The organism is Novosphingobium aureum, assembly GCF_015865035.1.
Classification (GTDB): Bacteria; Pseudomonadota; Alphaproteobacteria; order Sphingomonadales; family Sphingomonadaceae; genus Novosphingobium; species Novosphingobium aureum.
On record NZ_JADZGI010000001.1, the window covers coordinates 676,662 to 702,201 of the forward strand.

Genomic DNA, 25,540 nt, shown 5'->3' on the forward strand with positions numbered 1-25,540 from the left:
TTTGAAGGGCAAAACGAGAATTATGAGCGAGACCGACAACAAACCGACCCTGGGCCGCAAGCCGCTTGGGCTGAAGCGTTCCGTGGAAGCCGGTGAGGTCAAGCAGACCTTCAGCCACGGCCGCACCAACAAGGTGGTGGTCGAGGTGAAGCGCCGCAAGGTGATCGGCAAGCCCGGCACCGAGGGCGCACCCGAGACCAAGGGCGCCGAAGCCGAGGCGCCCGCAAGCGCACCCGAGGCTAAAGCACCGGCTCCGGCCGCTGCGCCCGCGCCCGCGCCAGCTCCCAAGGCTGCGCCCGCACCGGTTGCCAAGAAGAAGCCCGCTCCGCTGCGCAAGGGGCCTCCCGGTGAAACCCCGCAGGAGCGTGTTGCCCGCCTCCAGCGCGAGGCCGAGGAAGACCGCCTGCGCGTCGCCGAGGAAGCCCGTCGCCGCGAGGAGCAGGAAAAGCTGCGCGCGATCGAGGAAGAGAAGGCCCGCGCCGAAGACAACCGCGCTCAGGAAGTGAAGCGCGCCGAGGAAGAGGCTGCCGCCAGGGCCGAAGCCGAAGCCGCCGAAGCTGCCGCTGCGCCCAAGGCGAAGCCGGCAGCCGAAGAGCCTGCCGCGAAGGCCGAGCCCGAGGCTGCCAAGGCCGACGAGGCCGAAGCTGCAAAGCCCGAGGCTGCTGGCGCTCCCGCGCCTGCGCCCCGTCGCTTCACTCCGGTCAAGCGTCCCGAGCCGGTCGCACGCAAGCCCGAGGCTTCTGGCGCTGGCGCTGCCGGTGGCAAGAAGCCCGATCCCGCCAAGAAGGGTGCCGCCGCGCGCAGCACCGGTGGCAAGGGCGGCGACCGTCGCCAGTCGGGCAAGCTCACCGTCAACCGTGCGCTCAACGACGACGAGGGTGCACGCGCCCGTTCGCTCGCCGCGCTCAAGCGTGCCCGCGAGAAGGAGCGTCGTGCGCACTTCTCGGGCCACTCGCAGCCGCGTGAAAAGCAGGTCCGCGACGTGATCGTCCCCGAGGCGATCACCGTTCAGGAACTCGCCAACCGTATGGCCGAGAAGGGCGCCGACCTCGTCAAGTCGCTGTTCAACATGGGCATGATGGTCACCGTCAATCAGACGATCGACCAGGATACTGCCGAGCTGCTGGTCGAGGAATTCGGCCACAACATCGAGCGCGTCTCCGAGAGCGACATCGACATCAACCTCACCGAGGACGTCGATGCCGAGGAGAGCCTGAAGCCGCGCGCTCCGGTGGTGGCGATCATGGGTCACGTCGACCACGGCAAGACCAGCCTGCTCGACGCGCTGCGCGGTACCGACGTGGTGCGCGGCGAGGCCGGCGGCATCACGCAGCACATCGGCGCCTACCAGATCAAGACCAAGGGCGGCGACCAGCTCACCGTGCTCGATACCCCGGGCCACGCGGCCTTCACCCAGATGCGCATGCGCGGTGCCAACGTCACCGACATCGTGATCCTGGTGGTGGCTGCCGACGACGGCATCATGCCGCAGACGATCGAGGCCATCAATCACACCAAGGCCGCGGGCGTTCCGATGATCGTCGCAATCAACAAGTGCGACAAGGAAGACGCCAACCCGCAGAAGGTGCGCGAGCGCCTGCTCGAGCACGAAGTCATCGTCGAGCAGATGTCGGGTGACGTGCAGGACGTCGAGGTTTCGGCCAAGACCGGCAAGGGCCTTGATGAACTGATCGAGAAGATCCTGCTGCAGGCCGAGTTCATGGAGCTCAAGGCCAACCCCGACCGCGACGCCGAGGCGACCGTGATCGAGGCCAAGCTCGACAAGGGCAAGGGCCCGGTCGCTACCGTGCTGATCCGCCGTGGTACGCTCAAGCGCGGCGACATCTTCGTCGTCGGTACCGAGAGCGGTCGTGTTCGTGCAATGAACGACGACAAGGGACGCCAGGTGAAGGAAGCCGGGCCGTCGATGCCGGTCGAGGTCCTGGGCCTCAGCGGCGTGCCGATGGCTGGCGACACCCTTGCCGTGGTCGAGAGCGAACAGCGTGCCCGCGAGGTTTCCTCGTGGCGTCAGGAACAGGCCACCGCCAAGCGCACCGCTTCGGCCCCGGCCACGCTCGACACGATGTTCTCGGCACTCAAGGCCAAGCAGGACGTCATTGAATACCCGGTGGTCATCAAGGCCGACGTTCAGGGTTCGGTCGAGGCGATCAACGCAGCGCTGCACAAGCTCTCGAACGACGAGATCAAGGTGCGCATCCTGCACTCGGGCGTCGGCGCGATCACCGAGACCGACGTCACCCTGGCTTCGGCCTCGGGTGCTCCGATCGTCGGTTTCAACGTGCGTCCCAACGCCAAGGCGCGCCAGCAGATCGAGAAGACCAAGACGCAGATGATGTACTACGACGTCATCTACGAGCTGACCGAGGAAGTCGCCAAGCAGATGGCCGGCATCTGGGGTCCCGAGCGTATCGAGACCGTCGTGGGCCGTGCCCAGATCAAGCAGGTCTTCCCGGCCGGCAAGAAGGACAAGGCCGCAGGTCTGCTCGTCGAGGAAGGCGTCATCCGCAAGGGTCTGCACGCCCGCCTCACCCGCAACGACGTCATCGTTTCGGCAACCACCATCGCTTCGCTGCGTCGCTTCAAGGACGACGTGGACGAGGTGCGCACCGGTCTCGAGTGCGGTGTGGTCCTTGCCGACACCAACGACATCCGTGCGGGCGACCAGCTCGAAGTCTTCGAGGTCAGCCACCGCGAGCGTACGCTGGGCTGATGTCCTGAGAGGGCGGTCCGGCGCGTACGGACCGGCCCTCGCGAACAGTAAAGAGGGGCAGGCATCTTCGCGATGCCTGCCCCTTTTCGCATTTGCTGCTATCGCGCATGACTGCGCCTTTCTCACGGTTCGCGTTGCGGGCCGATCCTCTTCCGTTCTTGCCGGAGTACCGCCACGATGCCCCGCTACTGCGCCTTCTTCTCCTCGCTCAACGTGGGCGGCAATCGCCTGACCATGGAGGAACTGCGCTATGCCCTGAGGCGCGAGGAGATCGACAACGTCGAGACCGTGATCGCGAGCGGCAACGTGCTGTTCGATTACGACGAGCGCCCGACCGAGGGCCTGGAGGAACTCTTCGCCTTCATCATGGCCGAGCGTTTCGACATCGACAGTTTCGTCGCGATCCGCAGCAAGGACGAGGTGCGCGCCGCGCTCGAGCAGAACCCCTTCGTGGGCTTTGGCGAGGATGCGCAGGTGCACACCCATTTCCTCGCCAGCCAGCCCTCGCAGCAAACCTTCGACGCCTTCATGGCAGCCTATCAGGGGCGCGGGCCCGAAAAGTTGGCGCTGGGCGAGCGCTGTCTCTTCGTCGACTATGTCGAAGGCGTCGGGCGCAGCCGGCTGACCCCGCTGTTCATCGAGCGGCGCCTCGGTTGCCGCACGACCGCGCGCAATGCCCGTTCGCTCGGGCGCATTCTCGCCAAAATGTGATCGAGAGGCCCGAGCGCCCAAGCAAAAGGGCGGTGCGCTCCGCCAAGCACACCGCCCTTGCTGTGGACGATCCTGTCACCCGGGATGTCGCGCCGGGTGCGGTCGATGTCAGCGGAACATGCCCGAGGTGATCGAGGCGACGATGCCGCTGGTGATGCCGATGAGCAGCAGGTCATCGCCCGAACGCACGTAGCGATAACCGCGCGGCGGCGCCTTGACGTTCTTGTACTTGCGATAGTCGACCACGGCGTAGTTGCGCGCACGGTTCTTGTCGAACTTCTCGCCCTTGCGGAAGGTCTTGTAGCTGGCCTGCTTCTTCGAGGCCTTGTTGTCGTGCTTCTGGGCCTGGCCATGCTGGGCATTGTGGGAGGGAGCGGCGGCCATCGCGCTGGTGGTGAGGCCGGTGCCGGCAAGGCCTGGAAGGACCAGCGCAGCGGCGAGAAGGGTGGCGGAAAAACGCTTCATCTATAGGCTCCTGTCTAAAGGTTACCCCCTTATAACGGGCAGCCTGGCGCGGCGTGGCGTAATCAATTGTTGCAAATTGTCGTGACAGGCCCACATGGAGCGCAATCATGGCACGCCAGCAAATCACACCCGAACAGCACTCCGTCCGCCTGCTCAAGGTGGGCGAGCAGGTGCGTCACGTCCTCTCCGAGATCCTCACCCGCCAGCAGGTCCACGATGCGACGCTCAGCGGGCACACGGTCTCGGTCACCGAAGTGCGCATGTCGCCCGACCTGCGCCTCGCGACCGTCTATGTGAAACCGCTGCTCGGCGTCGACGAAGAGGTCGTGCTCAAGGCCCTGCGGACCAACACCGCCTATTTCCAGAAGGAAGTGGCCCAGCGGCTCAAGCTGCGCAATGCGGCGAAGATCCGCTTCCGCGCCGACGAGACCTTCGACGAGGCGAGCCGCATCGACAAGCTGCTCTCCGATCCGCGCGTCGTGCGCGATCTCGACGAGGACGAGGCGGGCGAAGCCGGGGAGGGCTGAGGTTAGCGCAGGCGTACTTGCCGGGACGCGCGACCGGCCCTCGGACCCCGTTCGTCAATCCGTGGTGAACACCAGCCGCGCCATGTCCCAGCGGCCCGCTGCAGCATGTGCTGGCGCGATCAGGAAGCGCAGGCGTCCTTCCTCGGGCCAGCCCCATTCCATCAGGTCGTCGTAGGCCAGTTCGAGCAGGGCGATCTCGTCCTGCCCGCGACCGGGCACGGGCATGAACATCGCGTGCAGCGCTTCGGGCGGCTGTCGATATTCGCCGTTCAGGCGCGCCAGCGTCTCGGGCGGGATCGCGGCGACGGCCTCGCTAGGCCCGGAGATCATCGCGCGTAGCGAGATCGTCGCCAGTTCGCCCAGTGCGCCGGGTGCATGGTGGCGGATCAGCTCGCCGAAGCGTTCGTGCACCTCGGGCAGGAAGTCGCGCAGCACGTCGAGTTCCTCGCTCGTCAGCGCGGTCCACGGGTCGCGACCTTGCGCGAAACCCTCGAGCGCGCCGATCATCTCGGGGAGGGCGGCGCGTTGCTGCTCGAGCTGGACCAGTTCGGCTTCCTGCGCCTCGAAGTCCTCGCGCATGTCCTCGCGCTCGTCGGCGTCGATGCCCGGGTCCTGCTCGATTTCGGCGAGCATCGCGCGGGCCTGTTCGAGCACGGCGCGGCGTTCGGCGAGCGGCTCGCCGGAATGGTCGAGTGCTTCCTCGAGACGGGCAACGAGGTGGAGGACCCCGTGCCACCACAAGGCCTCGACGCTCTCTCCGACACCGACCGCGAAGAAGGTGTGGTCGCGGCCCGCGACGGGCTGCGCCATGCGCGCCTCGACCAGCGAGGCGACCTCGCCCGATGCGCGCTCTGCTTCGGTCACCGGCGCGGGGTGGAGCGAGACCGGCCAGAAGGGGAAGAACCAGCGGCTGAGCCGCGAAGGGACCGCCGGGAGCGGTTCGCCGCCCTCGTCGAATGCGGGCGCGAGGTCCTGGGGCGGTTCGGCGAAGTCGTGGCCCTCGCCCTCGACGTGAACGACCGCGCCTTCGCCAAGGAAGAAGGCGAGCGATCCGTCTTGCGCGATGGCAGTGCCGGGGCAGGCCGCAGCAAGCGCGGCGAGGTCGATCTGCGCGGCAAACGGCATCGGGTGGCCCGAGGCCCCGCGCGGCCATGCCTTGCCACCAAGGCGCGGGAGCCCGCCGAACCAGGACGTATCGGCGAACCAGTCGCGCGCGGCTTCGCGCTCCTTGCGCACCAGCACGACCACGGGCGGGTTGCCGAGGTCGGGGGCGGGCGGAAAGTCGGGCAGCTCGGGCTGTTCCTCGACCGGCGCTTGCGAGGGCGCCGGAGCAGAAACCTCGACAGGCGGCACCACATCGGCCTTTGGCGCGGCCTTCGATTTAGGGACGAAGGCCGCCGAGCCGCGATTGGCCGGATCGGCGAGGTGGCCCGAGAGATCGTAGGCGCTCTCGTCGTCGTCGCCATCGTCCACCGCGATGCGCGGGACGGGCGTTGGGTCGATTTCGGCTTCGGGTTCCGGCTCGGGCTGCTGCACGGGGGCAGGCGCTGGCGCAGGCGTCGGTCGGGGAGCTGCGACAGGTTTAGGAGCGGGCGCTGGTGCCGGGCGGATTTCCTCGCGTGGGCGGGCAACGGGCTCTTCGAGCGCGACTTCATCGTCCGCCGGGCTCGGCGTAAACGGGGTGAAGCGGGCGCCCTCCGCCTCGTCGCCATAGCTCTCTGCGTAACCGCCGTTGCTCCCGGAGTTCGAGAGCGCGATCCCCGCGATCATGGCGAGCACGACGCCCGTGCCCAGCGCGATCAGCGCGCCGACGCTGCGCCCGACGCCGGACTCGATGGCATCGACCATGCCGTCGAGCGACATCAGCAATCCGTTGATGCCATCGCTCGAGGTGGGCGAGGCGAGCGGGGCCATGGCGATGTAGATCGCGACCAGCAACGCCACGACGAGGATGGCGAAGGTGACGATCAGTTTCTTCATGGCACTCTCCAAGCATGCGGGAGCGGGCCTCTCGGCCGCGCAGCACTCTGGTCCCTGCGGGGCGAATTAGTACCATGCATCTCTCGCCGGGGAGAACGCGGGGCAAGTGCGTGCGCCGGTGCGCAAGCGGTGTTATCCCCAGTCGCGATGGCGAAGCTCTACTTTTACTATGCCAGCATGAACGCCGGGAAGTCGGCGACGCTGCTGCAGGCGAACTTCAATTACAACGAACGCGGCATGCGCACGATGCTGTGGACCGCCGCGCTCGACGACCGCGCGAGTGCCTCGGGCCATGCCGGCGCACACGAGGAGCGCGCGATCGAGAGCCGCATCGGCCTTCACGCGGGTGCGCACCGCTTCGATGTCGATACCGACCTGCTCGGCGCAGTGCGCGCAGCCCATGCCACCGAACCGCTCGCCTGCGTGCTTATCGACGAGGCGCAGTTCCTCGGGAGCGAGCAGGTCTGGCAATGCGCCGACATCGCCGACAAGCTGGGCATCCCGGTGCTGTGCTTTGGCCTGCGCACCGATTTCAAGGGGGCGCTGTTCCCCGGTTCGGCGGTGCTGCTGGGCATCGCCGACAGTCTCGTCGAGCTGAAGTCGGTGTGCCACTGCGGGCGCAAGGCCTCGATGAACCTGCGCGTCGACAACAAGGGCGCGGCGGTTAGCGAGGGCGCCCAGACCGAGATCGGTGGCAACGAGCGCTATGTCGCGCTGTGCCGCCGCCATTTCAGCGAAGCGCTGGGGCGCTGATGGACCGATGATCGAAGCCCTCTACGTTGGGATATTGGTGGTGGCTCTTGTGGCATGGCTTGTCCAAGGGAGGTTTGCACCGTCGAGGCGCCTTGTCGTCGGTGTCTTTTGTGGAGGAGCAGGGCTCGGGTTGGTCGTGATCGGTGCCAGCTGCGGTCTGTTCGACAGCCTGGATGCCACAGCTTCGCAAGCACTTGTCCTCGCTTGCGCGCTGCTCGCGATGCTTGGCGTGCTTGTGGCTGTCCCGGCATTGTCCGAGATGATCGGCGATCGGTTCAAGGCAGACTGAGTAAAGCCCCGCTCATTGCGGCACTGCGCCTTGCACCCTAGATAGGCGGCATGGACCTTACCCCGCTGCAGATGGCGGCGATCCCCCTTCCGCTGATCCTGGCTATCGTGTTCCACGAAGTCGCGCACGGTTGGGTGGCGCGCGCGCTTGGAGACCCGACCGCGCACGATGCCGGGCGCCTGACGCTCAATCCCTTCAAGCACGTCGACCCCTTCGGCACGGTGATCCTGCCCGGCTTTCTCGCGCTGATGAAGGCGCCGGTGTTCGGCTGGGCCAAGCCGGTACCGGTCAACGGAATGCGCCTTGGCAACCCGCGCCGCGACATGATGATCGTCGCGGCAGCCGGGCCGGGCAGCAACTTCGTACTGGCGACGCTTTCGGCGGTGCTGCTCGGTCTCTTCGCGCGCCTCGTGCCGCAGGATGCGGGCATGGTGGCCGAGTTCGTCGCCTTCAGCCTGCTGGTCTTCATCCAGTTCAACGTGTTTCTCGGCCTGTTCAACCTGCTGCCATTCCCGCCCTTCGACGGCTCGCACATCGTGCAAGGGTTGCTGCCCTTGCACGCGGCGCGCGCCTACCAGCGCCTTCGTCCATACGGCTTTCCGCTGCTGTTCCTCGTGATCCTCGTCATTCCATATCTGTTCCCCGAGTGGGACGTGGTCGAGGAGCTGGTCCTGCCGCCCGTCACCTGGGCCATCGGCCTGTTTCTCGATCTCGCCAGTTCCATCGCGGGCGGGTGAGCGTGCAGCGTCGCAGGCGTTGACAAACCCGCTGCGCTCGGACTTGGGGGAGGCATGAGCATTCCCTGCAAGCAAGCAGCGGCCCCGGCGCCGCATCCGGGCCACTGATGGTCCACGGCTGGATCATTCTCGACAAGCCGCTGGAGCTCGGCTCGACCCAGGCCGTCTCGGCGGTCAAGCGCAACATGCGCGAGGCCGGGTTCAACATGAAGCTGAAGGGCGGGATCAAGGTCGGTCACGGCGGCACGCTCGACCCGCTGGCGAGCGGGGTCCTGCCGATCGCGCTGGGCGAGGCGACCAAGCTTACCGGGCGCATGCTCGAGGCGGACAAGACTTATGCCTTCACCGTGCGCTTCGGCGAAGAGACCGATACCCTCGATGCCGAGGGAGCGGTCATCGCGACAAGCGCGGTGCGCCCGTCGCGCGAGGAGGTCGAGGCGGTGCTGGCGCGCTTCACCGGGCCGATCGAGCAGGTCCCGCCAGCCTATTCCGCGCTCAAGGTCGATGGCCGGCGCGCCTATGACCTCGCCCGCGCGGGCGAGGAAGTCACGCTCGCCACCCGCGCGGTCACGATTTTCGACCTGAAACTCGAACGCTTCGACGCGCAGGAGGGGGCAACGCTCCTCGCCAGTGTATCGAAGGGCACCTATATCCGCAGCCTCGCAAGGGACATCGCGCAGGCGCTTGGCAGCTGCGGCACGGTGACCATGTTGAGGCGCATCAAGGCGGGTCCCTTCGACCTCTCGCAGGCGATTTCGCTGGACAAACTGAACCAGATCGGTAAGGGCGCGCCTCTTGAACAGATACTCTTGCCGCTGGAGGCGGGGCTGGACGACATCCCGGCCATCGACCTCGACCCGGAGCAGGCAAGGGCGGTCCGACAGGGCCGCGTTCTGACCGGACTGCACCTGGAAGACGGGCTGCACTGGGCGCGGGAACATGATATACCCGTCGCACTGGTGCAGATTACGGGCGGTGACGCCCGCGTCGTCAGGGGCTTCAATCTCACGGATGTCGCGGAGTGAATGAATATGTCGGTTACCGCCGAGAAGAAGCAGGAAATCATCACGGACAACGCCCGCCAGTCGAACGACACGGGCAGCCCTGAAGTTCAGGTCGCGATCCTCACCGAGCGCATCCGCAACCTGACCGAGCACTTCAAGTCGCACCACAAGGACAACCACTCGCGTCGCGGTCTGCTGGCCATGGTCAACAAGCGCCGCTCGCTGCTCGACTACCTCAAGAAGAAGGACGTCGCGCGGTACAACGCACTGATCCAGAAGCTCGGTCTTCGTAAGTAAGATCGACTGGGAGGCGGCCCCTTGCGGGCCGCTTCTTGCATCTGGACGGTGTCTATCCGGGCATCCCCGCAATCCGGCGGGGGGCCTTGGGGCGTAAAAGGCCCCGCACCGGACCGGGACGGAATCCCCGGCAGTAAACCCCGCCGTGCAATAGGGCCGGTGGGTTGAGGAATATCTTATGTTCGACGTCAAGACCGTATCGATGGAGTGGGGCGGCAAGACCCTCACCCTGGAAACCGGCCGCGTTGCCCGTCAGGCTGACGGCGCGGTCCTCGCCACCTATGGCGAAACCGTAGTGCTTTGCGCGGTGACCGCCGCCAAGTCGGTGAAGGAAGGCCAGGACTTCTTCCCGCTGACCGTCCACTATCAGGAAAAGTTCTCGTCCGCCGGTCGTATCCCCGGTGGCTTCTTCAAGCGCGAGCGCGGTGCGACCGAAAAGGAAACGCTGACCAGCCGCCTGATCGACCGTCCGGTCCGTCCCCTCTTCCCTGAGGGCTTCTACAACGAAATCAACGTCATCTGCCAGGTCCTGAGCTATGACGGCGAAACCGAGGCCGACATCGTCGCGATGATCGCCGCTTCGGCTGCGCTCACCATCTCGGGCGTGCCCTTCATGGGCCCGATCGGCGCCTGCCGCGTCGGCTTCGAGGATGGCGAATACACGCTCAACCCCAAGCAGACCGCCGCCCTTGAAAACGGCCGTCTCGATCTCGTCGTCGCCGCCACCGGCAACGCGGTGATGATGGTCGAATCGGAAGCCAAGGAGCTGACCGAGGACGAGATGCTCGGCGCCGTCATGTTCGCGCATGACGAGTGCAAGAAGGTCGTCGACCTGGTCATCGACCTTGCCGAGCAGGCCGCCAAGGACCCCTGGGAAATCGACCTGTCGGACAACACCGCCGACATCAAGGCGAAGCTCAAGAAGGCCGTCGGCAAGGACGTTGCCGCCGCCTACAAGCTGACCGACAAGTCGGCCCGTTCCAAGGCCCTCAACGAGGCGCGCGCCAAGGCCAAGGAAGCCTTCGGCGAGGAATCGGCGCAGACCCAGATGGTCGCTATCAAGACCATGAAGAAGCTCGAGGCCGAGATCGTTCGCGGCGCCATCCTCAAGGACGGCACCCGCATCGACGGCCGCAAGCTCGATCAGGTCCGTCCGATCGAATCGATGGTCGGCTTCCTGCCGCGCACCCACGGTTCGGCGCTGTTCACCCGCGGTGAAACGCAGGCGATCTGCACCACGACGCTGGGCACCAAGGACGCCGAGCAGATGATCGACGGCCTCGAAGGCCTGTCGTATTCGTCGTTCATGCTGCACTACAACTTCCCGCCCTACTCGGTCGGTGAAGTGGGCCGCTTCGGCGCCCCGGGCCGTCGCGAGATCGGCCACGGCAAGCTGGCATGGCGCGCGCTGCACCCGGTGCTGCCCGCCAAGGAAGACTTCCCCTACACCATCCGTATCCTCTCGGACATCACCGAGTCGAACGGTTCGTCCTCGATGGCGACGATCTGCGGTGGCTGCCTCTCGATGATGGACGCGGGCGTTCCGCTGCAGCGTCCGGTTTCGGGCATCGCCATGGGCCTGATCCTCGAAGGCGATGACTTCGCGGTTCTCTCGGACATCCTGGGCGACGAGGATCACCTCGGCGACATGGACTTCAAGGTCGCGGGCACCGAGAACGGCATCACCACGATGCAGATGGACATCAAGATCGCCGGCATCACCAAGGAGATCATGGGCAAGGCGCTCGAGCAGGCCAAGGCCGGCCGCGCGCACATCCTGGGTGAGATGACCAAGGCGCTGGGTTCGGCCCGCACCGAGCTCTCGGCCCACGCTCCGCGCATCGAGACGATCCAGATCGACAAGTCGAAGATCCGTGACGTCATCGGCACCGGCGGCAAGGTCATCCGCGAGATCGTCGCCGAGACCGGCGCCAAGGTCGACATCGACGACGAGGGCGTGATCAAGATCTCGTCCTCCGACATCAGCCAGATCGAGGCTGCCAAGGCCTGGATCCAGGGCATCGTCGAGGAAGCCGAAGTCGGCAAGATCTACACCGGCAAGGTCGTCAACATCGTCGATTTCGGTGCCTTCGTGAACTTCATGGGTGGCAAGGACGGCCTCGTCCACGTCTCCGAGATGAAGAACGAGCGCGTCGAGAAGCCGACCGACGTCGTGTCGGAAGGTCAGGAAGTGAAGGTCAAGGTCCTCGAGATCGACAACCGCGGCAAGGTTCGCCTGTCGATGCGCGTCGTCGACCAGGAGACCGGTGAAGAGCTCGAGGACACCCGTCCTCCCAAGGCTCCGCGCGGTGACCGTGACGGCGGTGGCCGTGGCGATCGTGGCGGTGACCGTCGTGGTCCGCGCCGTGGTGGCCGTGACGGCGGTCGCGACCGTGGTCCGCGTGGCGGCAACGACGGTGGCGATCCGGGCCACATGCCCGCCTTCCTCAAGGAAGACTGATCAGCGGCCTCAAGCAAGACTGGTCGGGCGCGGAGCCGAAAAGCTCCGCTCCATCGCGAAAAAGGAAAGGGCCGCAGCAATGCGGCCCTTTCTTCGTTTGGGGTGGGCATCTCCGCGGCGGGGAGGAGAGGCGCCTCAGGCCTTGAGGCGCAGCGGGCCCAGGTAGTTCATCTTGCCCACCGGCAGGCCGCGGCCGCGCAGGATCGCGTAGGCGGTCGTGACGTGGAAATAGAAGTTGGGAAGCGAGAAGCTGAGCAGGAAGTCGCGCACGGTGAAGTCGAGACGAAAATCACGGAACTCGAAGCGCATGTCCTGATCGGCGATGGCATCGAGCGAACCTGCCGGGACCGCGCGCAGTCTGGCGATCGATTCCGCGAGGTCGGCCTTCAGCAGCGCAAAGCTCTCGGGCACCGGGTCGAGTTCGGGCGTGAACACACCCTTGTGCAGAGTGGGTACCGCGCGCGCCGAGTGATGGGTGGCCTCGGTCACCTGCTTGGCGAAGGGCCACATGTCCTCGGCGAGGCGTGCCTGGAGGATTTCGGCGGGGTCGATCCCGTGCTCCTCGCAATGGGCCTGGGCCTTGTCCACGAGGGACTGCAGCCCCTCGAGCATCTGCAGGCAGGAGGCGACGTATACGTCGTCGAGCGATAGGGTCATGAATGGTCCTCGATTGGATGTGCGCTCTCGAGGCTAGGCGCGCACAGCGAGGGCGGCAAGGCAGCTCCTGAGCCTAGATCCCGCTGCCTTCCTGCTCGCCCTTGCGGATCACGTTGAAGCCCGACCACTCGTCGCGCCCTGCGGCCATGACCCGGTTGCGCCCGGCAAGCTTGGCCCGGAACAGCGCCTCGTCTGCGGCGCGCAGTGCCTCGCGGGTATTGCCGTGCGCGTGGACGTCGGCAACGCCGGCCGAGAAGCTGATCCGTCCGAACGGCGTGTCGTTGACGCGGTTGACCAGCTTGCGCGCGGCTATTTCCTCGCGGGTCCGGTCGAGCACCGCACAGGCCTCCTCCAGCGCGACACCGCGCAGCAGCACGACGAACTCCTCGCCGCCGTGGCGCGAGACGTGGCACTTGTCGTCCGAGAGGGTCGCAAGCGCCTGCGCGACGATGCGCAGCACCCGGTCGCCGGCATCGTGACCGTGCCCGTCGTTGATGCGCTTGAACCGGTCGATGTCGCAAAAGGCGACGCACAAGGCTTCGCCTTGGCTGGCGGTTGTCTCGAATTCCTCGCGGAACACGGCCTCGAAGGCACGCCGGTTCGGCAGGCCGGTCAGGTGATCGATTTCGGCCTCGCGCCGGGCATCGGCAAGGTCCTGCTGTAGTTCCAGCGTTTCGCGCTCGGAACGGCTGAGCTCGCGCTCGATGTCGCGGGTACGGCGCAGCATCTCGCGCGCGATCGCGGTAAGCTCGCGGAAGGCCTCGGCCCCGCTCTCGTCGCCGGGAAGCGATACCTCGCCGAAGCCATCGACGCTGGCGGCGAGCGCCTCGTTGTAGTCGCTCGTCGCGCTGCGTACCGCGCTGGTGGTGTCGGAGAAGCGCGCGATCGAGGCTTCGAGCTTGCGCACCAGCGAGAAGATCTGGGCCGAGGCGTCCGCGATCCCGGCGAGGTCCATCGAATCCTCCAGCCAGGACAGCGTGACCGGCTGGCGCTGGGCGACGCGCTCGGCGACCATGCGCGCGAGCGTGGGGTTGGCGCCGGTCACGACGTCGTGCGCCACTTCGAGCGTGAAGGTGCTCACGGCAAGCCGGTGGCTGAGAAGGAAGCGCGTCATGTCCTCGAGCAGCTGGCGTCGGCGGCGCTCGCCAAGCGCGCGTTCACCCACTGCGTCGTCACCCTCGTCCGGTCTCGCCTCCTCGGCTGCGGCTTCGCTTCCTGCAGGGGAATGCACCGAGCGCGGCTTGCCGAGGCCGAGCCATCTTGCCCAGCCAGTCTGGGCCATGCCGGGTTCCTGCGCGTTCATCTCGCCTCGTTGCGGGTTTGCCAGGGCGGCACGCGAGGTGCCGGAGGCAAGGTCTAGACGAATGCGGTTTGCGCGCGGTTTGCAGGTCGCACGGTATGTCTACGCAGGCGTGGTGCGCGCTGCAGTAAGGAGATTCGGGTTCAGTTGGCCGGAGCAGGTGCGGGTTCGGGCGTTTCGGGCGCCTCGGGCATCGGCGGTGCCGACACGCGGCGCGCGCTGACGATCTTCACCTCGTTCTCGAGGATGTCGCCCTTCATGACCCCTTCCCCCTTGGTCGCCGAGCGCGGCATGGCCCAGATCGCCTCGACCACGTCCATGCCCGCGGCGACGTGGCCGAAGGCGGCGAACCCCGCGCCCGGGTCCTTGCCGTCATTGCCCTTCTGCGCGTCGAGCGAGGGCATGGGCGAGAGCAGGATCATGAAGTCGGCGGTGGCCGATCCCGGCTCGAAGCGCGCCATCGAGACGGTGCCGGTCTTGTGCAGGATACCGGTCTGGTTGGTGCTCTCGTGCGCGACCGGGGGCAGAAGCTTGGCGCCGTCGCGGATGCCGCCCTGCAGCAGGCCCTCGGGCTCCTCTGCACCGGGCAGGTGCATCGCGCGGTAAAAGGGCGCGCCGTCGAGCCGCTTGGTGTCGACGTACTTGAGGAAGTTCGCCGAGGTCAGCGGCGCATGGGTCGTGTCGAGCGCAAGCGTGATCGTGCCCTCGGAAGTCTTGAGCGCGACGTAGGCGTATTCGACCGGGTCGGGCGCGGGCGTCGCTTGGGCAACCGGTTGCTCCACGCGAGCCGCGGGGGCAGTGGTGTCCTGCGCAAGGACGGTGCCCGAGCTGGCGAGCGTTGCCAGAGCGGCGAGCGGGGCGAGGAAGGGGCGTCGTGCGATCATGACCCCATGGTAAGGTGCCTCGGACGATTGTCGAGGGGCGCATTACCGCAAGGCGCAACGCAATTCGGCCGGCGCTCGCGCGAGGCGGGCACCGGCCGAAATCGAAATCGTCGCTCGTGCGGCGCTATCAGCGAACGCGCGGACCGCCGAAGGGCAGCGGCGGGGGAGGACGGCGCGAGCCGCGCGGCAGCTGGGCCTGATAGGCACGGCCGCAATGCTCGACGCAGTAGGGGAAGCCGGGGTTCACCTTCTCGCCGCAGAAGTGGAAGTCGGGCTCGCCGGGGTGGCCCATCGGCCAGCGGCAGATGCGGTCGGACAAGTCCAGCAGACTGGTCTTGTCGGCGATTTCGGGGCTCGGCTTCGCGGGCACGAGGCGGCGCGGCGGCGCGGGCGGGATCGGCGGCTGCTGGTCGCCGGGACCCTGGCGCAGGAAGCCACCCGGGCCGACCGAGACGATGCGCGGCTTGTTCGAGACCGGCTTGGCCTCTTCGTCGGCTGCGACGCTCGGTGCCGGTTCGGGCGCACGCGGGGCAGCGACGGGTGCAGCCTTGGGGGGCGCGGCAGGGGCCGGGGCGGGTGCTGCCGGGCGAGCCTCTGCTGCCGGAGCGGCCGCACGCGGTTCGGCAGCGGGCTTGGCCTTCTTGGGCGCTGCGGCGCGCGCGGGCTTGTCGTTGGCCTTGACCGGGGAAGGGCGGGCCTTGAGGCCGAGGCGGTGCGCCTTGCCGATCACGGCATTGCGGCTGACACCCCCGAGCTCGTCCGCGATCTGGCTGGCGGTGGCACCGCCTTCCCACATCTTGGTAAGCTTCTCGATCCGCTCGTCAGTCCAGCTCATTCCAAATCCGTTCCTCAAGGGGCGCGCTTGCAGGACCTGCAAGAATCGCCCGAAATTCCTTCGCTGCCGCTTGCCATGCGAAACGCCAGCCGATAGTCGCCGGAGAATGGACGATCAAACGAATTCGACCGAACTCCAGTCCTCGCCGGGACTGGTTGCATCCCCCGCCGCATCGACCCGTACCTTCCCGGCCAAGGGCGAGCCGCTGATCCATCAGGTAAACTGGATCGGGCTGCGAACGCTCTATATGAAGGAGGTGCGGCGCTTCTTCAAGGTCCAGACCCAGACGATCTGGGCGCCGGCGATCACCACGCTGCTGTTTCTCGTCATTTTTACGCTCGCGCTGGGGCGCGGCGGCAAGGAAGTGCTCGGCGTCAACTTCGCGACCTTCGTCGCGCCTGGCCTGATCGTCATGGGCATGATGCAGAACGCCTTTGCCAATTCGAGCTTCTCGTTCCTCGCCGGCAAGATCCAGGGCACGATCATCGACTTCCTGATGCCGCCGCTCAGCGAAGGCGAACTTATGCTGGCCATGGTCGGTGCTGCCGTTACCCGCGCCCTGCTGGTCGGTCTTGCGCTGGCCCTGGCGATGGCGCTGTGGCCCGGGGTCGACCTCTCGGTCGCGCATCCTTGGGCGGTCGTGTGGTTCGGCCTCGTCGGCTCGGTGTTCCTTGCGCTGCTGGGGTTGCTCTCTTCGGTCTGGGCCGAGAAGTTCGATCACAACGCCGCGATCACCAACTTCATCATCGCCCCGCTCTCGCTGCTGTCGGGCACGTTCTACGTCATCGACAACCTCGCGCCCGCGTTCCAGGCGATCAGCCGGGTGAATCCGTTCTTCTATGTCATCTCGGGCTTCCGCTTCGGCTTCCTGGGGGCGAGCGACATCGGCGATACCAACATGGCCGTGCTGCACAGCGCGCTGGGCATGCTGGCAGTCGACGTCGTGCTGGCGTTCATTGTCTACAAGGTCCTGCGCTCGGGCTGGAAGCTCAAGGGCTGATTGGAAGCAGCTAGGGCTGCCGGGGCACGGCCTCGCGCCCCATGCAAACGAAAACCGCCGCAGACCCTGGGGCCTGCGGCGGTTTTCGTTTTTCTGCAGTGAGCTGCGCTCAGTGAGCGAGACCGCGCCTCAGCTGGTAACGTCCGCCGTGGTAGTCTTCGAAGATATTGGCCAGCGAGGGGTGGTCTACCGGACCGCCTTCGCAATCGGCGAGCAGGTTCTGCTGGCTGACATAGGCGACGTAGCTCGAATCCTCGGCTTCGGCGAGCAGATGGTAGAACGGCTGCTCGCGGCGGGGGCGGATTTCCAGCGGGATCGATTCGTACCATTCCTCGCTGTTGGCGAAGACGGGGTCGATGTCGAAGATCACGCCGCGAAAGTCGTGTTCCTTGTGGCGCACGATGTCACCGATCGCAAAACGCGCCCGCGTCCGCCGCGGTGCCTCGATCACGCGCCCGGCCTGTGGGGAGTAGAAGGACGCTCTGTTCATGAATGGATATATAGGCGGCGCGCGGCCCCAAACAAGCAAAGTGCAAATTTCGAACATTTTTGCAGCAAGGGGCTTGGCAAGCGCTGCGACTTCGCTTATCGGCGCGCTTCCTGACCTCGCGGGGACATTCCCGCAGACGGCACTTCTAGCGGAGAGGTGGCAGAGAGGTCGAATGCGCCGCACTCGAAATGCGGTGTACGGGCAACCGTACCGTGGGTTCGAATCCCACCCTCTCCGCCACGGGCCTTGTCCCCAACCGTTCCCATAAGTCCACCGGGGTTGACAGAAACCCTAAGGAAAACCCACGTTTTTGGCTTCGATCCGTTCTCAGTGGTTCGCAGGCCTCCACCGGCGTGCGCGTAACCGACTACGGCATCGAATACCACAGATACGGTATCGGAGTGGGGTATGCTGAGCGATGCAAAGCTGAGAGCGGTCAAGCCGAAGTAGAAGGCGTTCAAGCTTTCCGACGGGCAACAGCTCTATCTCTTCGTCACGCCCAAGGGCGACAGCGGGGAGCAAGGACTTGGGAAGCTGCTGCTTGTAGCGCTAGAGCGCAGAAACCTGTCAGTCCTCGCGCGCTTTCGCCAAAATGACTGCTCCGTTGGCCAGCTTTTTTGGCAGTTTTACCGCACCTTTACCGCACCGGAAATCCACCAAAGAGAATGGTTTAGTGTCCATTACATCTCTCTCAATCATCGCCTGATGACTGAGTTGCCGCCGGGCTAAAGTGCCTGTATTTGATCAATGATTGGCGGCGTCCACTCGCCGGTCTGGATCGCTCGCTCGGGGCCGTAGAGGCGCATCATGAGGTAGAAGCGTCCTTCGGGCGCGGGCAGCCAGATTGCATCGCGGTCGCGTGGTTCATCGTGTGCGATGACAATGTCGCGCATGGTCCCGTCTTCGCGCATGAGGCCCCGGGTGCGATTGCCGACCGAATATCGCTCGATCGGATTGGGCTCCATAGCGCCAGCATCGTCGTAGAGCGTGATCGACCAGAAGGCGCGAGCCGGTGGCGGTGCGTCCATGTGCAGGCGATAGCGGTGCGCTCCGGTCAGCTCGGACCCGTCGGCGGCCTTGCGGGCAATCGGATAGATCGCCTCCTCGGGTACCGTCACGAAGATCTGGTCCTTGGCGACAGCCGCACGTAGCAGCCAGTCCGAACCGAAGCGCGCACCGGCAAGACCCACGCTCCACCCCCCAGACTGCTTGCCGAAATGCGCCGCGGCGTGTGCAATGATCGTTTGCCCGTCGGCAAGCCCTTTGCTCACGGATGCGCTCTCGCCTGCGGCCTGTGCGGTTTCGAGCAAGGGGCGGATGCGATCGGCAATCGCCTGATCCTGCGGCGAGAGCGCCATATCCTCGAGCGCGACGGCAAGCTGGCGCAGGAACACCTCGTCGCCGGTGCTCGCAGGAAAGGGGCGCTGGGGAGGCGGCGGCCCGACCGGTTCGAGTTTACCGTCGACGTAGCGCTCGATCTTCATCGCATCCTGCAGTTGCCGGACTTGGGGCAGGTCCTCGGGCGAGGTTACGAGCGTGCGTCCCCAGAGATGGAGATAGCGGTCGGCGCTCGAGATCGGGACCATTCCGGCCGGTATCGGGCCTGCATATCCGGCTGCGTGGAGAAACAGGGGGGGCAGTTTCGAACCGTGCGTGCGGCTTCCCAGTGATGCGCTGGTCGAACTGTCGGGATGCGCAACCGAAAAGGTGTAGTATCGATCGCCGAAATCGGGCGTCGTCACCACGAAGGGGCCGGTCGTGAGATCGAAGGTCGCGTTGCTGTAGAGCGTATCGTTGTTGGGACCCACGCCCGACTTGTTGTCGGGGTCGGCAAGAATGCGACCATGGCCGAAGCGATTGAGGGCTGCGCCGGCTACCGAGGGCGGGCGCGTCGTCAGTGGAGCATCGGGGCGCGTGAAGAAGACCCGGATTTTCGCCGCATCGACGATCGGTTTGCCCCAGACGTATGCCATGACCGCCAACGAATAGGGATCGCACAAGTCGGTACGGAAAATCTCGGCATTGCTCGTAGCCGAGGCGAGCGAACCCGGGGCGGTACGGCACTGGAGCGAATCCTTCGCGGCGACCTGGGGCCGAGCCGCAGCCGGGTACACCACAGCAAGCAGGCAAAGGCTGGCAAAAAGCGGGAGCTTGAGCCGCGTCACTGTGCCGCCTCCTTGCGCACGGCAGGCGGGAGCCATTCGCCCGAAAGCAGGGGCGCCTCTGGCCCCTGAGCCCGGATCACGAGATAGAAGGGGCCATCGGGTGCCGGCAGCCAGTTGCTGGTGCCGCCTTGCGGGGGCTTATGCTGGATATCGATCGTGAGCGAGCCGTCTGCATTGCGCTTTAGCCCTGGGGTGCGATCGTTGATCAGGTAGCGGGCGATCGGATTCGGGCTCAGTTCGCGCGTTTTCGCATCGTAGAGCGTCAGCGACCAGAAGTACCTCGCTGGCGGCGGACTGGTGAACGTCATCCGGTAATCGTGAGCCGCACCGTCAAGTGCCTCGCCATCGGCATCGACGAAAGTGTTGAACGGATAGTTCTCGATACCGACGTTCGCGCCGGTCCCGAGCGTGTGGATGGCCGAGCGGTAGAGATAATTGTAGCCATAGGCGCCGGTGTCGGCGGGCGTCTTCCAGGTCCCGGCCGGATAGCCACTGAGACGGGCTGAGTCCGAGATCATCTCGCCCGCGCTGGCAAAACCGGCTTCTGCTCCGGCGCCGAGGTCGGGGGCCTCGATCGCCTGCGTGACCGCCTCGGCGCCACGCCCGACACCGAGCATGCGGTAGCGATGGACGAGGGCCGTCTCTGTGCTGGGATATCCAGCGTTGCGCACGACCCAGTCGAGAATGCGCATGAAGCCGCCGAGGGTATCGGTCTCGGGCGCGGGAAAATCAGTCGCGATGGGCGTGATCGCCTCCGCTTGCGGCGCCTCGAGGCGGAATCCGTCTTGCACCTTTCGGGCGCGGACCGGGTTTTTCAGGTCCTTTGCCAGGACGCGCAGGAGTATCCAGCAATAGGGCGTCGTGACCGTAAAGCGCTCGGTTCCCTCGGGAAGCCCTCCGTCCCAGCCGAGCGGCACGATCGCGTAGCGCCCTGCCCCGGAGCCGCGCGTGCGGGTGCTGATATTGGAAGAATTGCCGTACATGTCGATGAAGTTGGCCGCGAAGTAGGTGTCGCCGGCGTCGGGCACCTCGAGGATTACCGGTCCCTTGGTGAGATCGAGCCAGGCGTTCGAGTAGAGTGTGTCGGCATTGGGAGTCTTGAAGGCACCATAGCCCGGTCGTGCGAGGTTGCTGGCATGGTCGAAGCGGTTGAAGCCGGTATAGCCTTTTGCACCGCGGTCGAGCGCTTGGCCGAACATCTGCGCATATTCCAGGACTGCGCTGGTGCCGAAGAGCCGGGCGTCATAGGCGAGCATGCGAGCATAGTCGCGCCGCGCCGGCCCGGGCGGTGGGAGCAGGTCTGCATGTTCGGGCCACATGAATTGGTCGGCATGGTCGGGATCATAAGCGCGCTGCCCGGCCGGGACCTGCTGCGCCGTTGAGGCTACGGGCAGGACCAGCATGGCGAGGCCCAGCGGCAGCGTGGCGCCTGCGAGATGGCGGATTATGCGCTTCACGTTGTTTCTCCCAGTGGCTGCGTCTTCAAAGACACATGTCTTAATCGGGGAGTAGGAAAGGACCGTGCGCCCTACAGCTATCCTTTCTGATAGCGGGCCCTGAGCGAGGCGCTGGGTGGCGCCTGAAGCGCTGCGGTGGCCATGGTCAGTGCTTCGTCGATAACAAGCTCGAGCGAATGCCGCTCGCCCATGAACCGTAGGCCCGCATCCCAAGAACCTACGAGGTTGAGAAAGATAAGCGTCGCCGCATTAAGCCGAAGCAGCGCGATGTCACGATCGAGCGTGAACATGGCGGCATAGAAAAGCTCCATCAGCTCTGCGAGCGCAGGGGCGGTCTTGGCGCTGTCTCCGGGGTGCGCAATGCCCGTCGCGCGAAACCGAGTGAGATATTCGCTGGTGAAGCGCATATAGGGGTGGCGCCCTTGCTCATCGACCAGGTTTATCTGCGGAATTACCATTATTTTCAACAAACTGCGGAGATCGTTCTCCTGACCGTCACGTCGCAGGCAATCGATCATCTCGCGCCGTTCCGGCTCCATTTGATCGACCCGGTACTGCAGGATGGCTGATACCAGCGCCTTGCGGTCTGCGAAATGATAATGGACGGCCGAGTTATTGTTTTGGCCGGATTCAAGCCTGATCTTGCGCAGCGAAACGCCGTCGATGCCGTATTCACCGAAAAGGCGTTCAGCCGTCAGCATGATCTTCACGCGGGTGTCGGCTTCCTGTCCGGCGCTTCCCGCCAGGACGGTCGGTTCTGGGCTCGTCGCTTTCGTCATGCCCTCCTCCATCGCAACTTCCCCGGCTTTGTGCAGCAAGAATATCTCTGCTCTGCCAGAGAGGACCTGCATCATGCGTCGACACTGCGCTTTAGGACAGGTGGATTAATCTATGTGTCTCAATTATTCGATTCTGCAGCACGGATGACGGGCGATACCGTCACCGCACCACGGGAGAGAAGACTTGAGGAAACCTCGATACAGCCGCGCTCTGTTCCTGGCCGCCTGCCCGATGGCGCTGGCTGGGGGTGTGAGTGCGCAAGCGCAGACCGCCACGACCTCGCAAGATACCGTCGACGCACAGAAGGGCAGTGACGCGCGGCCCGCTGGCGGCCTCAACGAAATTATCGTCAGTGCCCGCAAGCGGCAGGAAACCTCGCAGGATGTACCCGTGGCGGTCACTGCGATCTCGGCTGAGACGATCGATCGCTACGACCTCACGAGCATCGAGAAAGTCGCGGCGAGCATGGGCCAGCTGACGGTCGGGCGCAATTCAACCGGATCGGGCGCGCAGATCACCTTGCGTGGTATCGGCACCGCACCTAGCTCGATCGGTATCGAGCAATCCGTGGCGGTCGTCGTCGACGGCGTCTATTATGGCCAGGGCAGGATCATCAACGAAGGCTTCTTCGATGCCTCGTCGATCGAGGTGCTCAAGGGACCGCAGGCGCTGTTCTTCGGCAAGAATGCCACCGCGGGCGTGATCAACATCGCAACCAACGATCCGACGCCCGTGTTCGAGGCCAGCGCACGCATGGGCTACGAATTCAAGTCGGATACGGTCTATGGCGAAGGGATCGTCTCGACTCCGCTTAACGACACCACCGGAGTGCGCCTCGCGATCCGTGCGAGCTCGATGAGCGGCGGTTACTTCACCAATGGCGGCCAAGAGCTGCCCTATGTAACGACCGATCGTGCCACCGGGACGCCGGTTGCGACGAGCCACGTCCAACCCGTCGGCCCGCGCGACGTACCCGGCGAAAAGGAGATCATGGGGCGCCTTACGCTCAAGAGCGAACTGACCGACGCGCTGACCGCGACTGTCAAGGCGAGCTATTCGCGCACCAAGGTCAACAATCCCGCTTCCAATCGCGTCGCCTACGAATGTGCGGACGGAGCGACCTGGTTCAACGAGAGTCTCTCGTGCGGAAAGAACTTCGTTGTCTACAACAATGACATGCCAGCCGACATCGCCGCGACCATTCCCGGCGCGGGCGATGGTAGCCAGTTCAACAAATACGAATCCTGGGGCGTTACCGGCACGCTCGAATATGCGGGCGACAACTTTACCGTCACCTCGGTCACCAACTACCAGAAGAACCGCAACCGCTTGCTAGTGGACGGTGACTTCTCATCCGGTTCTGCCGGCGTGACCTTCGCGGTCGAGGACAGCAAGTGGCACGCCTTCAGCAGCGAGCTGCGCGTGCTCACCGATTTCGATTTCCCGCTCAACGCGATGATCGGCGGCCTCTACCAGGATACCCGTCGCGACTTCCTGCAATACGTCGTCAACGGCGGCGCGGAAAATTCTGCCGTATCCGATCCCAGCTACCGCTATGCGGATTTCGTCAAGGACAGCTACACCGACGGCAAGACGCTTGCAGCCTATGGTCAGGCAATCCTGACCGTGACCGATGCGATCGAGGCGACCGGCGGCATCCGTTATACCCACGAGACCAAGGACAGCGAGTTCGTCCAGCCTTATGCCGCCAATGCGCTGTTTGCACCTGGCGTCGTGGTTGCAGCCGACCAGACCTTCGACAACTGGTCGCCCGAGGCAACATTGCGCTGGCAACCGGCGCGCGACATCAATCTGTTCGTCTCCTACAAGACGGCCTACAAATCGGGCGGATTCTCGAACTCGGGCATCAATTCCATCCTTGCCAGTGCCGACAACTTCACTTTCGGTCCGGAGAAGGCCAAGGGCTTTGAAGGCGGTATCAAGTCGACATTGTTCGACCGCCAGCTGCGGCTCAACCTGATCGGCTATACCTACAAGTATACCAACCTGCAGATCGACTTCTTCGATGCGACGGTCTTCGCCTTCAACACGGTCAATGCCGGCGCGGTGCGCACCAAGGGTATCGAGCTCGAGGCTGAATACGCACCTTATGCGGCTCCCGGCCTTACGGTTCGCGGCTCGCTCAACTACAACCATGCCCGTTACGAGGACTTCCTCGCTCCGTGCTATTCGGGCCAGACGATCGCCGAGGGTTGCAGCCTACCCAACCGGTTCCAGGACTTGAGCGGTACCGAAACCGCGATGGCACCGACCTGGACCGGCACTTTCGGAGTGAGCTACGATACCGAGATCGCCGATGACACGCGACTGAGCCTATCGGCCGACAGCAAGTATTCGGACAGCTACCTGCCCTCCGGTTTCGGCAATCCCTATTCGCGTCAGGACGCGTATCTGACTCTCGATGCGAGTGCGAAGGTCTCTTTCGGAGAACACTGGGATCTGGCGCTGATCGGCAAAAACCTGACCAACCGCTTCATCGCGACCGGTGTCGTCGACGGTCCCGGCACCGGTTCGGGCACCGGCACTGCGGCGGGCATCCACGCCGACCAGATCGGTCTGATCAGCTTGCCACGCAGTGTCCGATTACAGCTTACGTGGCGTTACTAACCCTCCCTCGCCACTAACCTCGAGCCCGTTCGATCTCGCATCGGACGGGCATTTTTATGGCCTGGCAAGCACCAGGAGCGTTTGCACAATGAGTACCCGAAGGCGATAAAGTGCAACGTCAATCAAGATAGCGTCGGGGAAATATAGGGCGTGCACGGCGAGCCATCGCTCAAGCCTACATTCCAATCCCAGCCGAAGGTGGTTTATAGCGCTTATTGTGCTGCGTCCCCCAGAGATCGTTACCTACACCCTCTCCCCCCACACGTAGGGGGAGGCGAAAGTCGGCCGCAGCGTCACGACGCTTGGATCGAGCCCGAGAAATGTCGACCGCCTCTCCTTCTCACGAGGAGAGAATGTCAGCGATCTCGTCGCAATCTTACCCGTTGGAAAATGGACGGTCCGGCGGATAGGCAGCATTCGGGTGAGGTGAAGGTGAAAGTTCTAGGACTTCCACCTTCAAGGCGCTCGAGCTGGTTATACGTCTTTCGGCTCGAACGGGTCTACGAGATCCCACCCGTCCTCAGTCTCCCAGACGATACCATGACGCCGTTGCTCAGCCAGTTTCGCCACCTCCGCGTCCATGCTTTCCGTATCAGTCCCGTAGACGTCGATCTTTTACATGACCGTCGCTGCCCCCGATCATCTCGCGTAGACATGTGAGTAGCCCCTAGGCTCAGGACTCGCTAATCAGAGCCAAAAGAGGACGGTGGCTTCGAGAGCGGGGGCTGAGAAGAATACGGTCTGGCAGTGGTCGTAGCGGGTTGCGACGCGCCGCCAATCCTTCAGGCGCCCGAACATGATCTCGATGCGGTTGCGACGCTTGTATCGACGCTTGTCGTATTTGACGGGCATCGAGCGGGATTTCTGGCCAGGAATGCAAGGTTTGATGCCCTTTTGCTCAAGCGCGTCCCGGAACCGTTTGGCATCGTAGCCCCGGTCGGCCAGCATCCACTGTGCTTTTGGCAAGTCATCGAGCAAAGCCGCTGCGCCGGTGTAATCGCTGATCTGGCCCGCCGTGATGAAGAAGCTCAAGGGCCGTCCGTTGGCATCGTTAACGGCGTGGAGCTTGGTATTCATGCCGCCCTTGGTTCGTCCGATCAGACGCCCGAAACGCAGTTCAGCGCAGCTAGATCCCCTTTTTCCCCAAGGCTAAGAAGCCGTGCGGTAAGCCTTGAGATAGGTCGCATCGATCATGATGGTTCTGGGCTCAGCGCTCTGGGCAGACAGACCTTCGATCATCCGGCTGAACACGCCCATCTCACCCCACCGCTTCCAGCGATTGTACAAGGTCTTGTGAGGCCCATACTCTTCGGGTGCATCACGCCAACGCAAGCCGTTCCGATTGAGTAGCCCCTAGATTTCTGGACGCCTTCTATCCTAATTTTGAGG

21 protein-coding genes, 1 tRNA gene and 1 pseudogene are annotated in these 25,540 nt (G+C 64.7%); 12 read left to right on the top strand and 11 right to left on the bottom strand.

All coding sequences use genetic code 11. The features are described from left to right. The first annotated feature begins 22 nt into the window (after positions 1-22). Together infB and I5E68_RS03315 are read left to right on the top strand one after the other, a co-directional pair. Positions 23-2,731 (top strand): translation initiation factor IF-2, encoded by a 2,709-nt coding sequence (infB, locus tag I5E68_RS03310; protein ID WP_197160751.1) that lies wholly within the window; start codon positions 23-25, stop codon positions 2,729-2,731. A 177-nt stretch (positions 2,732-2,908) separates the two neighbouring features. Then, positions 2,909-3,442 carry a DUF1697 domain-containing protein gene (locus tag I5E68_RS03315; RefSeq protein WP_197160753.1) on the top strand — a complete coding sequence of 178 codons (534 nt, stop codon included), beginning with the start codon at positions 2,909-2,911 and terminating at the stop codon, positions 3,440-3,442. A gap of 108 nt (positions 3,443-3,550) precedes the next feature. On the opposite strand, the gene I5E68_RS03320 is transcribed toward I5E68_RS03315, so the two are convergent. Next, on the bottom strand, positions 3,551-3,907 hold the full coding sequence (locus I5E68_RS03320) for an RcnB family protein (protein ID WP_197160755.1): 357 nt from the start codon (positions 3,905-3,907) through the stop codon (positions 3,551-3,553). Between the two features lie 107 nt (positions 3,908-4,014). Here I5E68_RS03320 and rbfA point away from each other — a divergent pair, with 107 nt between their 5' ends. Then, the gene (rbfA, locus tag I5E68_RS03325; protein ID WP_197160757.1) at positions 4,015-4,434 is read left to right on the top strand and encodes a 30S ribosome-binding factor RbfA; all 420 of its coding nucleotides are present in this window, start codon (positions 4,015-4,017) and stop codon (positions 4,432-4,434) included. A gap of 54 nt (positions 4,435-4,488) precedes the next feature. Here rbfA and I5E68_RS03330 read toward each other — a convergent pair whose 3' ends face one another. Next, positions 4,489-6,414 (bottom strand): DUF1963 domain-containing protein, encoded by a 1,926-nt coding sequence (locus I5E68_RS03330; protein ID WP_197160759.1) that lies wholly within the window; start codon positions 6,412-6,414, stop codon positions 4,489-4,491. Between the two features lie 147 nt (positions 6,415-6,561). Between I5E68_RS03330 and I5E68_RS03335 the strand changes: the two genes are divergently transcribed. The 6 genes from I5E68_RS03335 (at position 6,562) to pnp (ending at position 11,955) form a co-directional block, all read left to right on the top strand. Then, entirely contained in the window at positions 6,562-7,167 is a 606-nt protein-coding gene (locus I5E68_RS03335; protein WP_197160761.1) for a thymidine kinase, read from the top strand. A gap of 7 nt (positions 7,168-7,174) precedes the next feature. Next, positions 7,175-7,456 carry a hypothetical protein gene (locus I5E68_RS03340; protein ID WP_197160763.1) on the top strand — a complete coding sequence of 94 codons (282 nt, stop codon included), beginning with the start codon at positions 7,175-7,177 and terminating at the stop codon, positions 7,454-7,456. A 50-nt stretch (positions 7,457-7,506) separates the two neighbouring features. After that, positions 7,507-8,193 (top strand): site-2 protease family protein, encoded by a 687-nt coding sequence (locus I5E68_RS03345; RefSeq protein WP_197160765.1) that lies wholly within the window; start codon positions 7,507-7,509, stop codon positions 8,191-8,193. Between the two features lie 107 nt (positions 8,194-8,300). Next, entirely contained in the window at positions 8,301-9,218 is a 918-nt protein-coding gene (gene truB, locus I5E68_RS03350) for a tRNA pseudouridine(55) synthase TruB (protein WP_197160767.1), read from the top strand. Between the two features lie 6 nt (positions 9,219-9,224). Continuing rightward, positions 9,225-9,494, top strand: a complete 270-nt coding sequence (gene rpsO / locus I5E68_RS03355; protein WP_197160773.1) for a 30S ribosomal protein S15 — start codon at positions 9,225-9,227, stop codon at positions 9,492-9,494. 178 nt (positions 9,495-9,672) lie between these two features. Then, positions 9,673-11,955 (top strand): polyribonucleotide nucleotidyltransferase, encoded by a 2,283-nt coding sequence (gene pnp / locus I5E68_RS03360; RefSeq protein ID WP_197160774.1) that lies wholly within the window; start codon positions 9,673-9,675, stop codon positions 11,953-11,955. A gap of 135 nt (positions 11,956-12,090) precedes the next feature. Here pnp and I5E68_RS03365 read toward each other — a convergent pair whose 3' ends face one another. The 4 genes from I5E68_RS03365 to I5E68_RS03380 form a co-directional block, all read right to left on the bottom strand. After that, the gene (locus I5E68_RS03365) at positions 12,091-12,612 is read right to left on the bottom strand and encodes a DUF1993 domain-containing protein (protein WP_197160775.1); all 522 of its coding nucleotides are present in this window, start codon (positions 12,610-12,612) and stop codon (positions 12,091-12,093) included. A 73-nt stretch (positions 12,613-12,685) separates the two neighbouring features. After that, positions 12,686-13,915: a GGDEF domain-containing protein gene (locus I5E68_RS03370; protein ID WP_197160776.1), complete on the bottom strand. Its 1,230-nt coding sequence runs from the start codon at positions 13,913-13,915 to the stop codon at positions 12,686-12,688. Between the two features lie 140 nt (positions 13,916-14,055). Further along, positions 14,056-14,796: a peptidylprolyl isomerase gene (locus I5E68_RS03375; RefSeq protein ID WP_197160778.1), complete on the bottom strand. Its 741-nt coding sequence runs from the start codon at positions 14,794-14,796 to the stop codon at positions 14,056-14,058. A gap of 127 nt (positions 14,797-14,923) precedes the next feature. After that, positions 14,924-15,631 (bottom strand): GcrA family cell cycle regulator, encoded by a 708-nt coding sequence (locus tag I5E68_RS03380; RefSeq protein ID WP_197160780.1) that lies wholly within the window; start codon positions 15,629-15,631, stop codon positions 14,924-14,926. A 106-nt stretch (positions 15,632-15,737) separates the two neighbouring features. On the opposite strand from I5E68_RS03380, the gene I5E68_RS03385 reads away from it, so the two are divergent. Next, positions 15,738-16,631, top strand: coding sequence for an ABC transporter permease (locus tag I5E68_RS03385; RefSeq protein WP_197160782.1), 894 nt, complete (start codon positions 15,738-15,740; stop codon positions 16,629-16,631). A gap of 109 nt (positions 16,632-16,740) precedes the next feature. Here I5E68_RS03385 and hspQ read toward each other — a convergent pair whose 3' ends face one another. Continuing rightward, on the bottom strand, positions 16,741-17,121 hold the full coding sequence (gene hspQ, locus I5E68_RS03390) for a heat shock protein HspQ (protein ID WP_197160789.1): 381 nt from the start codon (positions 17,119-17,121) through the stop codon (positions 16,741-16,743). A 150-nt stretch (positions 17,122-17,271) separates the two neighbouring features. On the opposite strand from hspQ, the gene I5E68_RS03395 reads away from it, so the two are divergent. Then, positions 17,272-17,361: transfer RNA gene (locus tag I5E68_RS03395), tRNA-Ser, on the top strand. A gap of 485 nt (positions 17,362-17,846) precedes the next feature. On the opposite strand, the gene I5E68_RS03400 is transcribed toward I5E68_RS03395, so the two are convergent. The 3 genes from I5E68_RS03400 to I5E68_RS03410 form a co-directional block, all read right to left on the bottom strand. Continuing rightward, positions 17,847-19,286: a DUF1254 domain-containing protein gene (locus tag I5E68_RS03400; protein WP_197160790.1), complete on the bottom strand. Its 1,440-nt coding sequence runs from the start codon at positions 19,284-19,286 to the stop codon at positions 17,847-17,849. Next, a complete protein-coding gene (locus I5E68_RS03405) occupies positions 19,283-20,743 on the bottom strand; it encodes a DUF1254 domain-containing protein (RefSeq protein ID WP_197160791.1) in 1,461 nt (486 codons plus the stop codon). Before I5E68_RS03405 ends, I5E68_RS03400 begins: the two co-directional genes overlap by 4 nt. Positions 20,744-20,820: 77 nt before the next feature. After that, positions 20,821-21,597, bottom strand: coding sequence for a TetR/AcrR family transcriptional regulator (locus I5E68_RS03410; protein WP_197160792.1), 777 nt, complete (start codon positions 21,595-21,597; stop codon positions 20,821-20,823). Between the two features lie 109 nt (positions 21,598-21,706). Here I5E68_RS03410 and I5E68_RS03415 point away from each other — a divergent pair, with 109 nt between their 5' ends. Beyond that, positions 21,707-24,151, top strand: coding sequence for a TonB-dependent receptor (locus I5E68_RS03415; RefSeq protein ID WP_228726802.1), 2,445 nt, complete (start codon positions 21,707-21,709; stop codon positions 24,149-24,151). A 687-nt stretch (positions 24,152-24,838) separates the two neighbouring features. On the opposite strand, the pseudogene I5E68_RS03420 reads toward I5E68_RS03415, so the two are convergent. After that, positions 24,839-25,498: pseudogene (locus tag I5E68_RS03420) on the bottom strand (IS5 family transposase); the annotation flags it as partial. Positions 25,499-25,540: the final 42 nt, after the last annotated feature.

Excerpts from the sequence above, each read along its gene's own strand:
- infB (WP_197160751.1), top strand. The coding sequence starts at position 23 with ATGAGCGAGACCGACAACAAACCGACCCTGGGCCGCAAGCCGCTTGGG.
- I5E68_RS03315 (WP_197160753.1), top strand. The coding sequence starts at position 2,909 with ATGCCCCGCTACTGCGCCTTCTTCTCCTCGCTCAACGTGGGCGGCAAT.
- I5E68_RS03320 (WP_197160755.1), bottom strand. The coding sequence starts at position 3,907 with ATGAAGCGTTTTTCCGCCACCCTTCTCGCCGCTGCGCTGGTCCTTCCA.
- rbfA (WP_197160757.1), top strand. The coding sequence starts at position 4,015 with ATGGCACGCCAGCAAATCACACCCGAACAGCACTCCGTCCGCCTGCTC.
- I5E68_RS03330 (WP_197160759.1), bottom strand. The coding sequence starts at position 6,414 with ATGAAGAAACTGATCGTCACCTTCGCCATCCTCGTCGTGGCGTTGCTG.
- I5E68_RS03335 (WP_197160761.1), top strand. The coding sequence starts at position 6,562 with ATGGCGAAGCTCTACTTTTACTATGCCAGCATGAACGCCGGGAAGTCG.
- I5E68_RS03340 (WP_197160763.1), top strand. The coding sequence starts at position 7,175 with ATGATCGAAGCCCTCTACGTTGGGATATTGGTGGTGGCTCTTGTGGCA.
- I5E68_RS03345 (WP_197160765.1), top strand. The coding sequence starts at position 7,507 with ATGGACCTTACCCCGCTGCAGATGGCGGCGATCCCCCTTCCGCTGATC.
- truB (WP_197160767.1), top strand. The coding sequence starts at position 8,301 with ATGGTCCACGGCTGGATCATTCTCGACAAGCCGCTGGAGCTCGGCTCG.
- rpsO (WP_197160773.1), top strand. The coding sequence starts at position 9,225 with ATGTCGGTTACCGCCGAGAAGAAGCAGGAAATCATCACGGACAACGCC.
- pnp (WP_197160774.1), top strand. The coding sequence starts at position 9,673 with ATGTTCGACGTCAAGACCGTATCGATGGAGTGGGGCGGCAAGACCCTC.
- I5E68_RS03365 (WP_197160775.1), bottom strand. The coding sequence starts at position 12,612 with ATGACCCTATCGCTCGACGACGTATACGTCGCCTCCTGCCTGCAGATG.
- I5E68_RS03370 (WP_197160776.1), bottom strand. The coding sequence starts at position 13,915 with ATGAACGCGCAGGAACCCGGCATGGCCCAGACTGGCTGGGCAAGATGG.
- I5E68_RS03375 (WP_197160778.1), bottom strand. The coding sequence starts at position 14,796 with ATGATCGCACGACGCCCCTTCCTCGCCCCGCTCGCCGCTCTGGCAACG.
- I5E68_RS03380 (WP_197160780.1), bottom strand. The coding sequence starts at position 15,631 with ATGAGCTGGACTGACGAGCGGATCGAGAAGCTTACCAAGATGTGGGAA.
- I5E68_RS03385 (WP_197160782.1), top strand. The coding sequence starts at position 15,738 with ATGGACGATCAAACGAATTCGACCGAACTCCAGTCCTCGCCGGGACTG.
- hspQ (WP_197160789.1), bottom strand. The coding sequence starts at position 17,121 with ATGAACAGAGCGTCCTTCTACTCCCCACAGGCCGGGCGCGTGATCGAG.
- I5E68_RS03410 (WP_197160792.1), bottom strand. The coding sequence starts at position 21,597 with ATGATGCAGGTCCTCTCTGGCAGAGCAGAGATATTCTTGCTGCACAAA.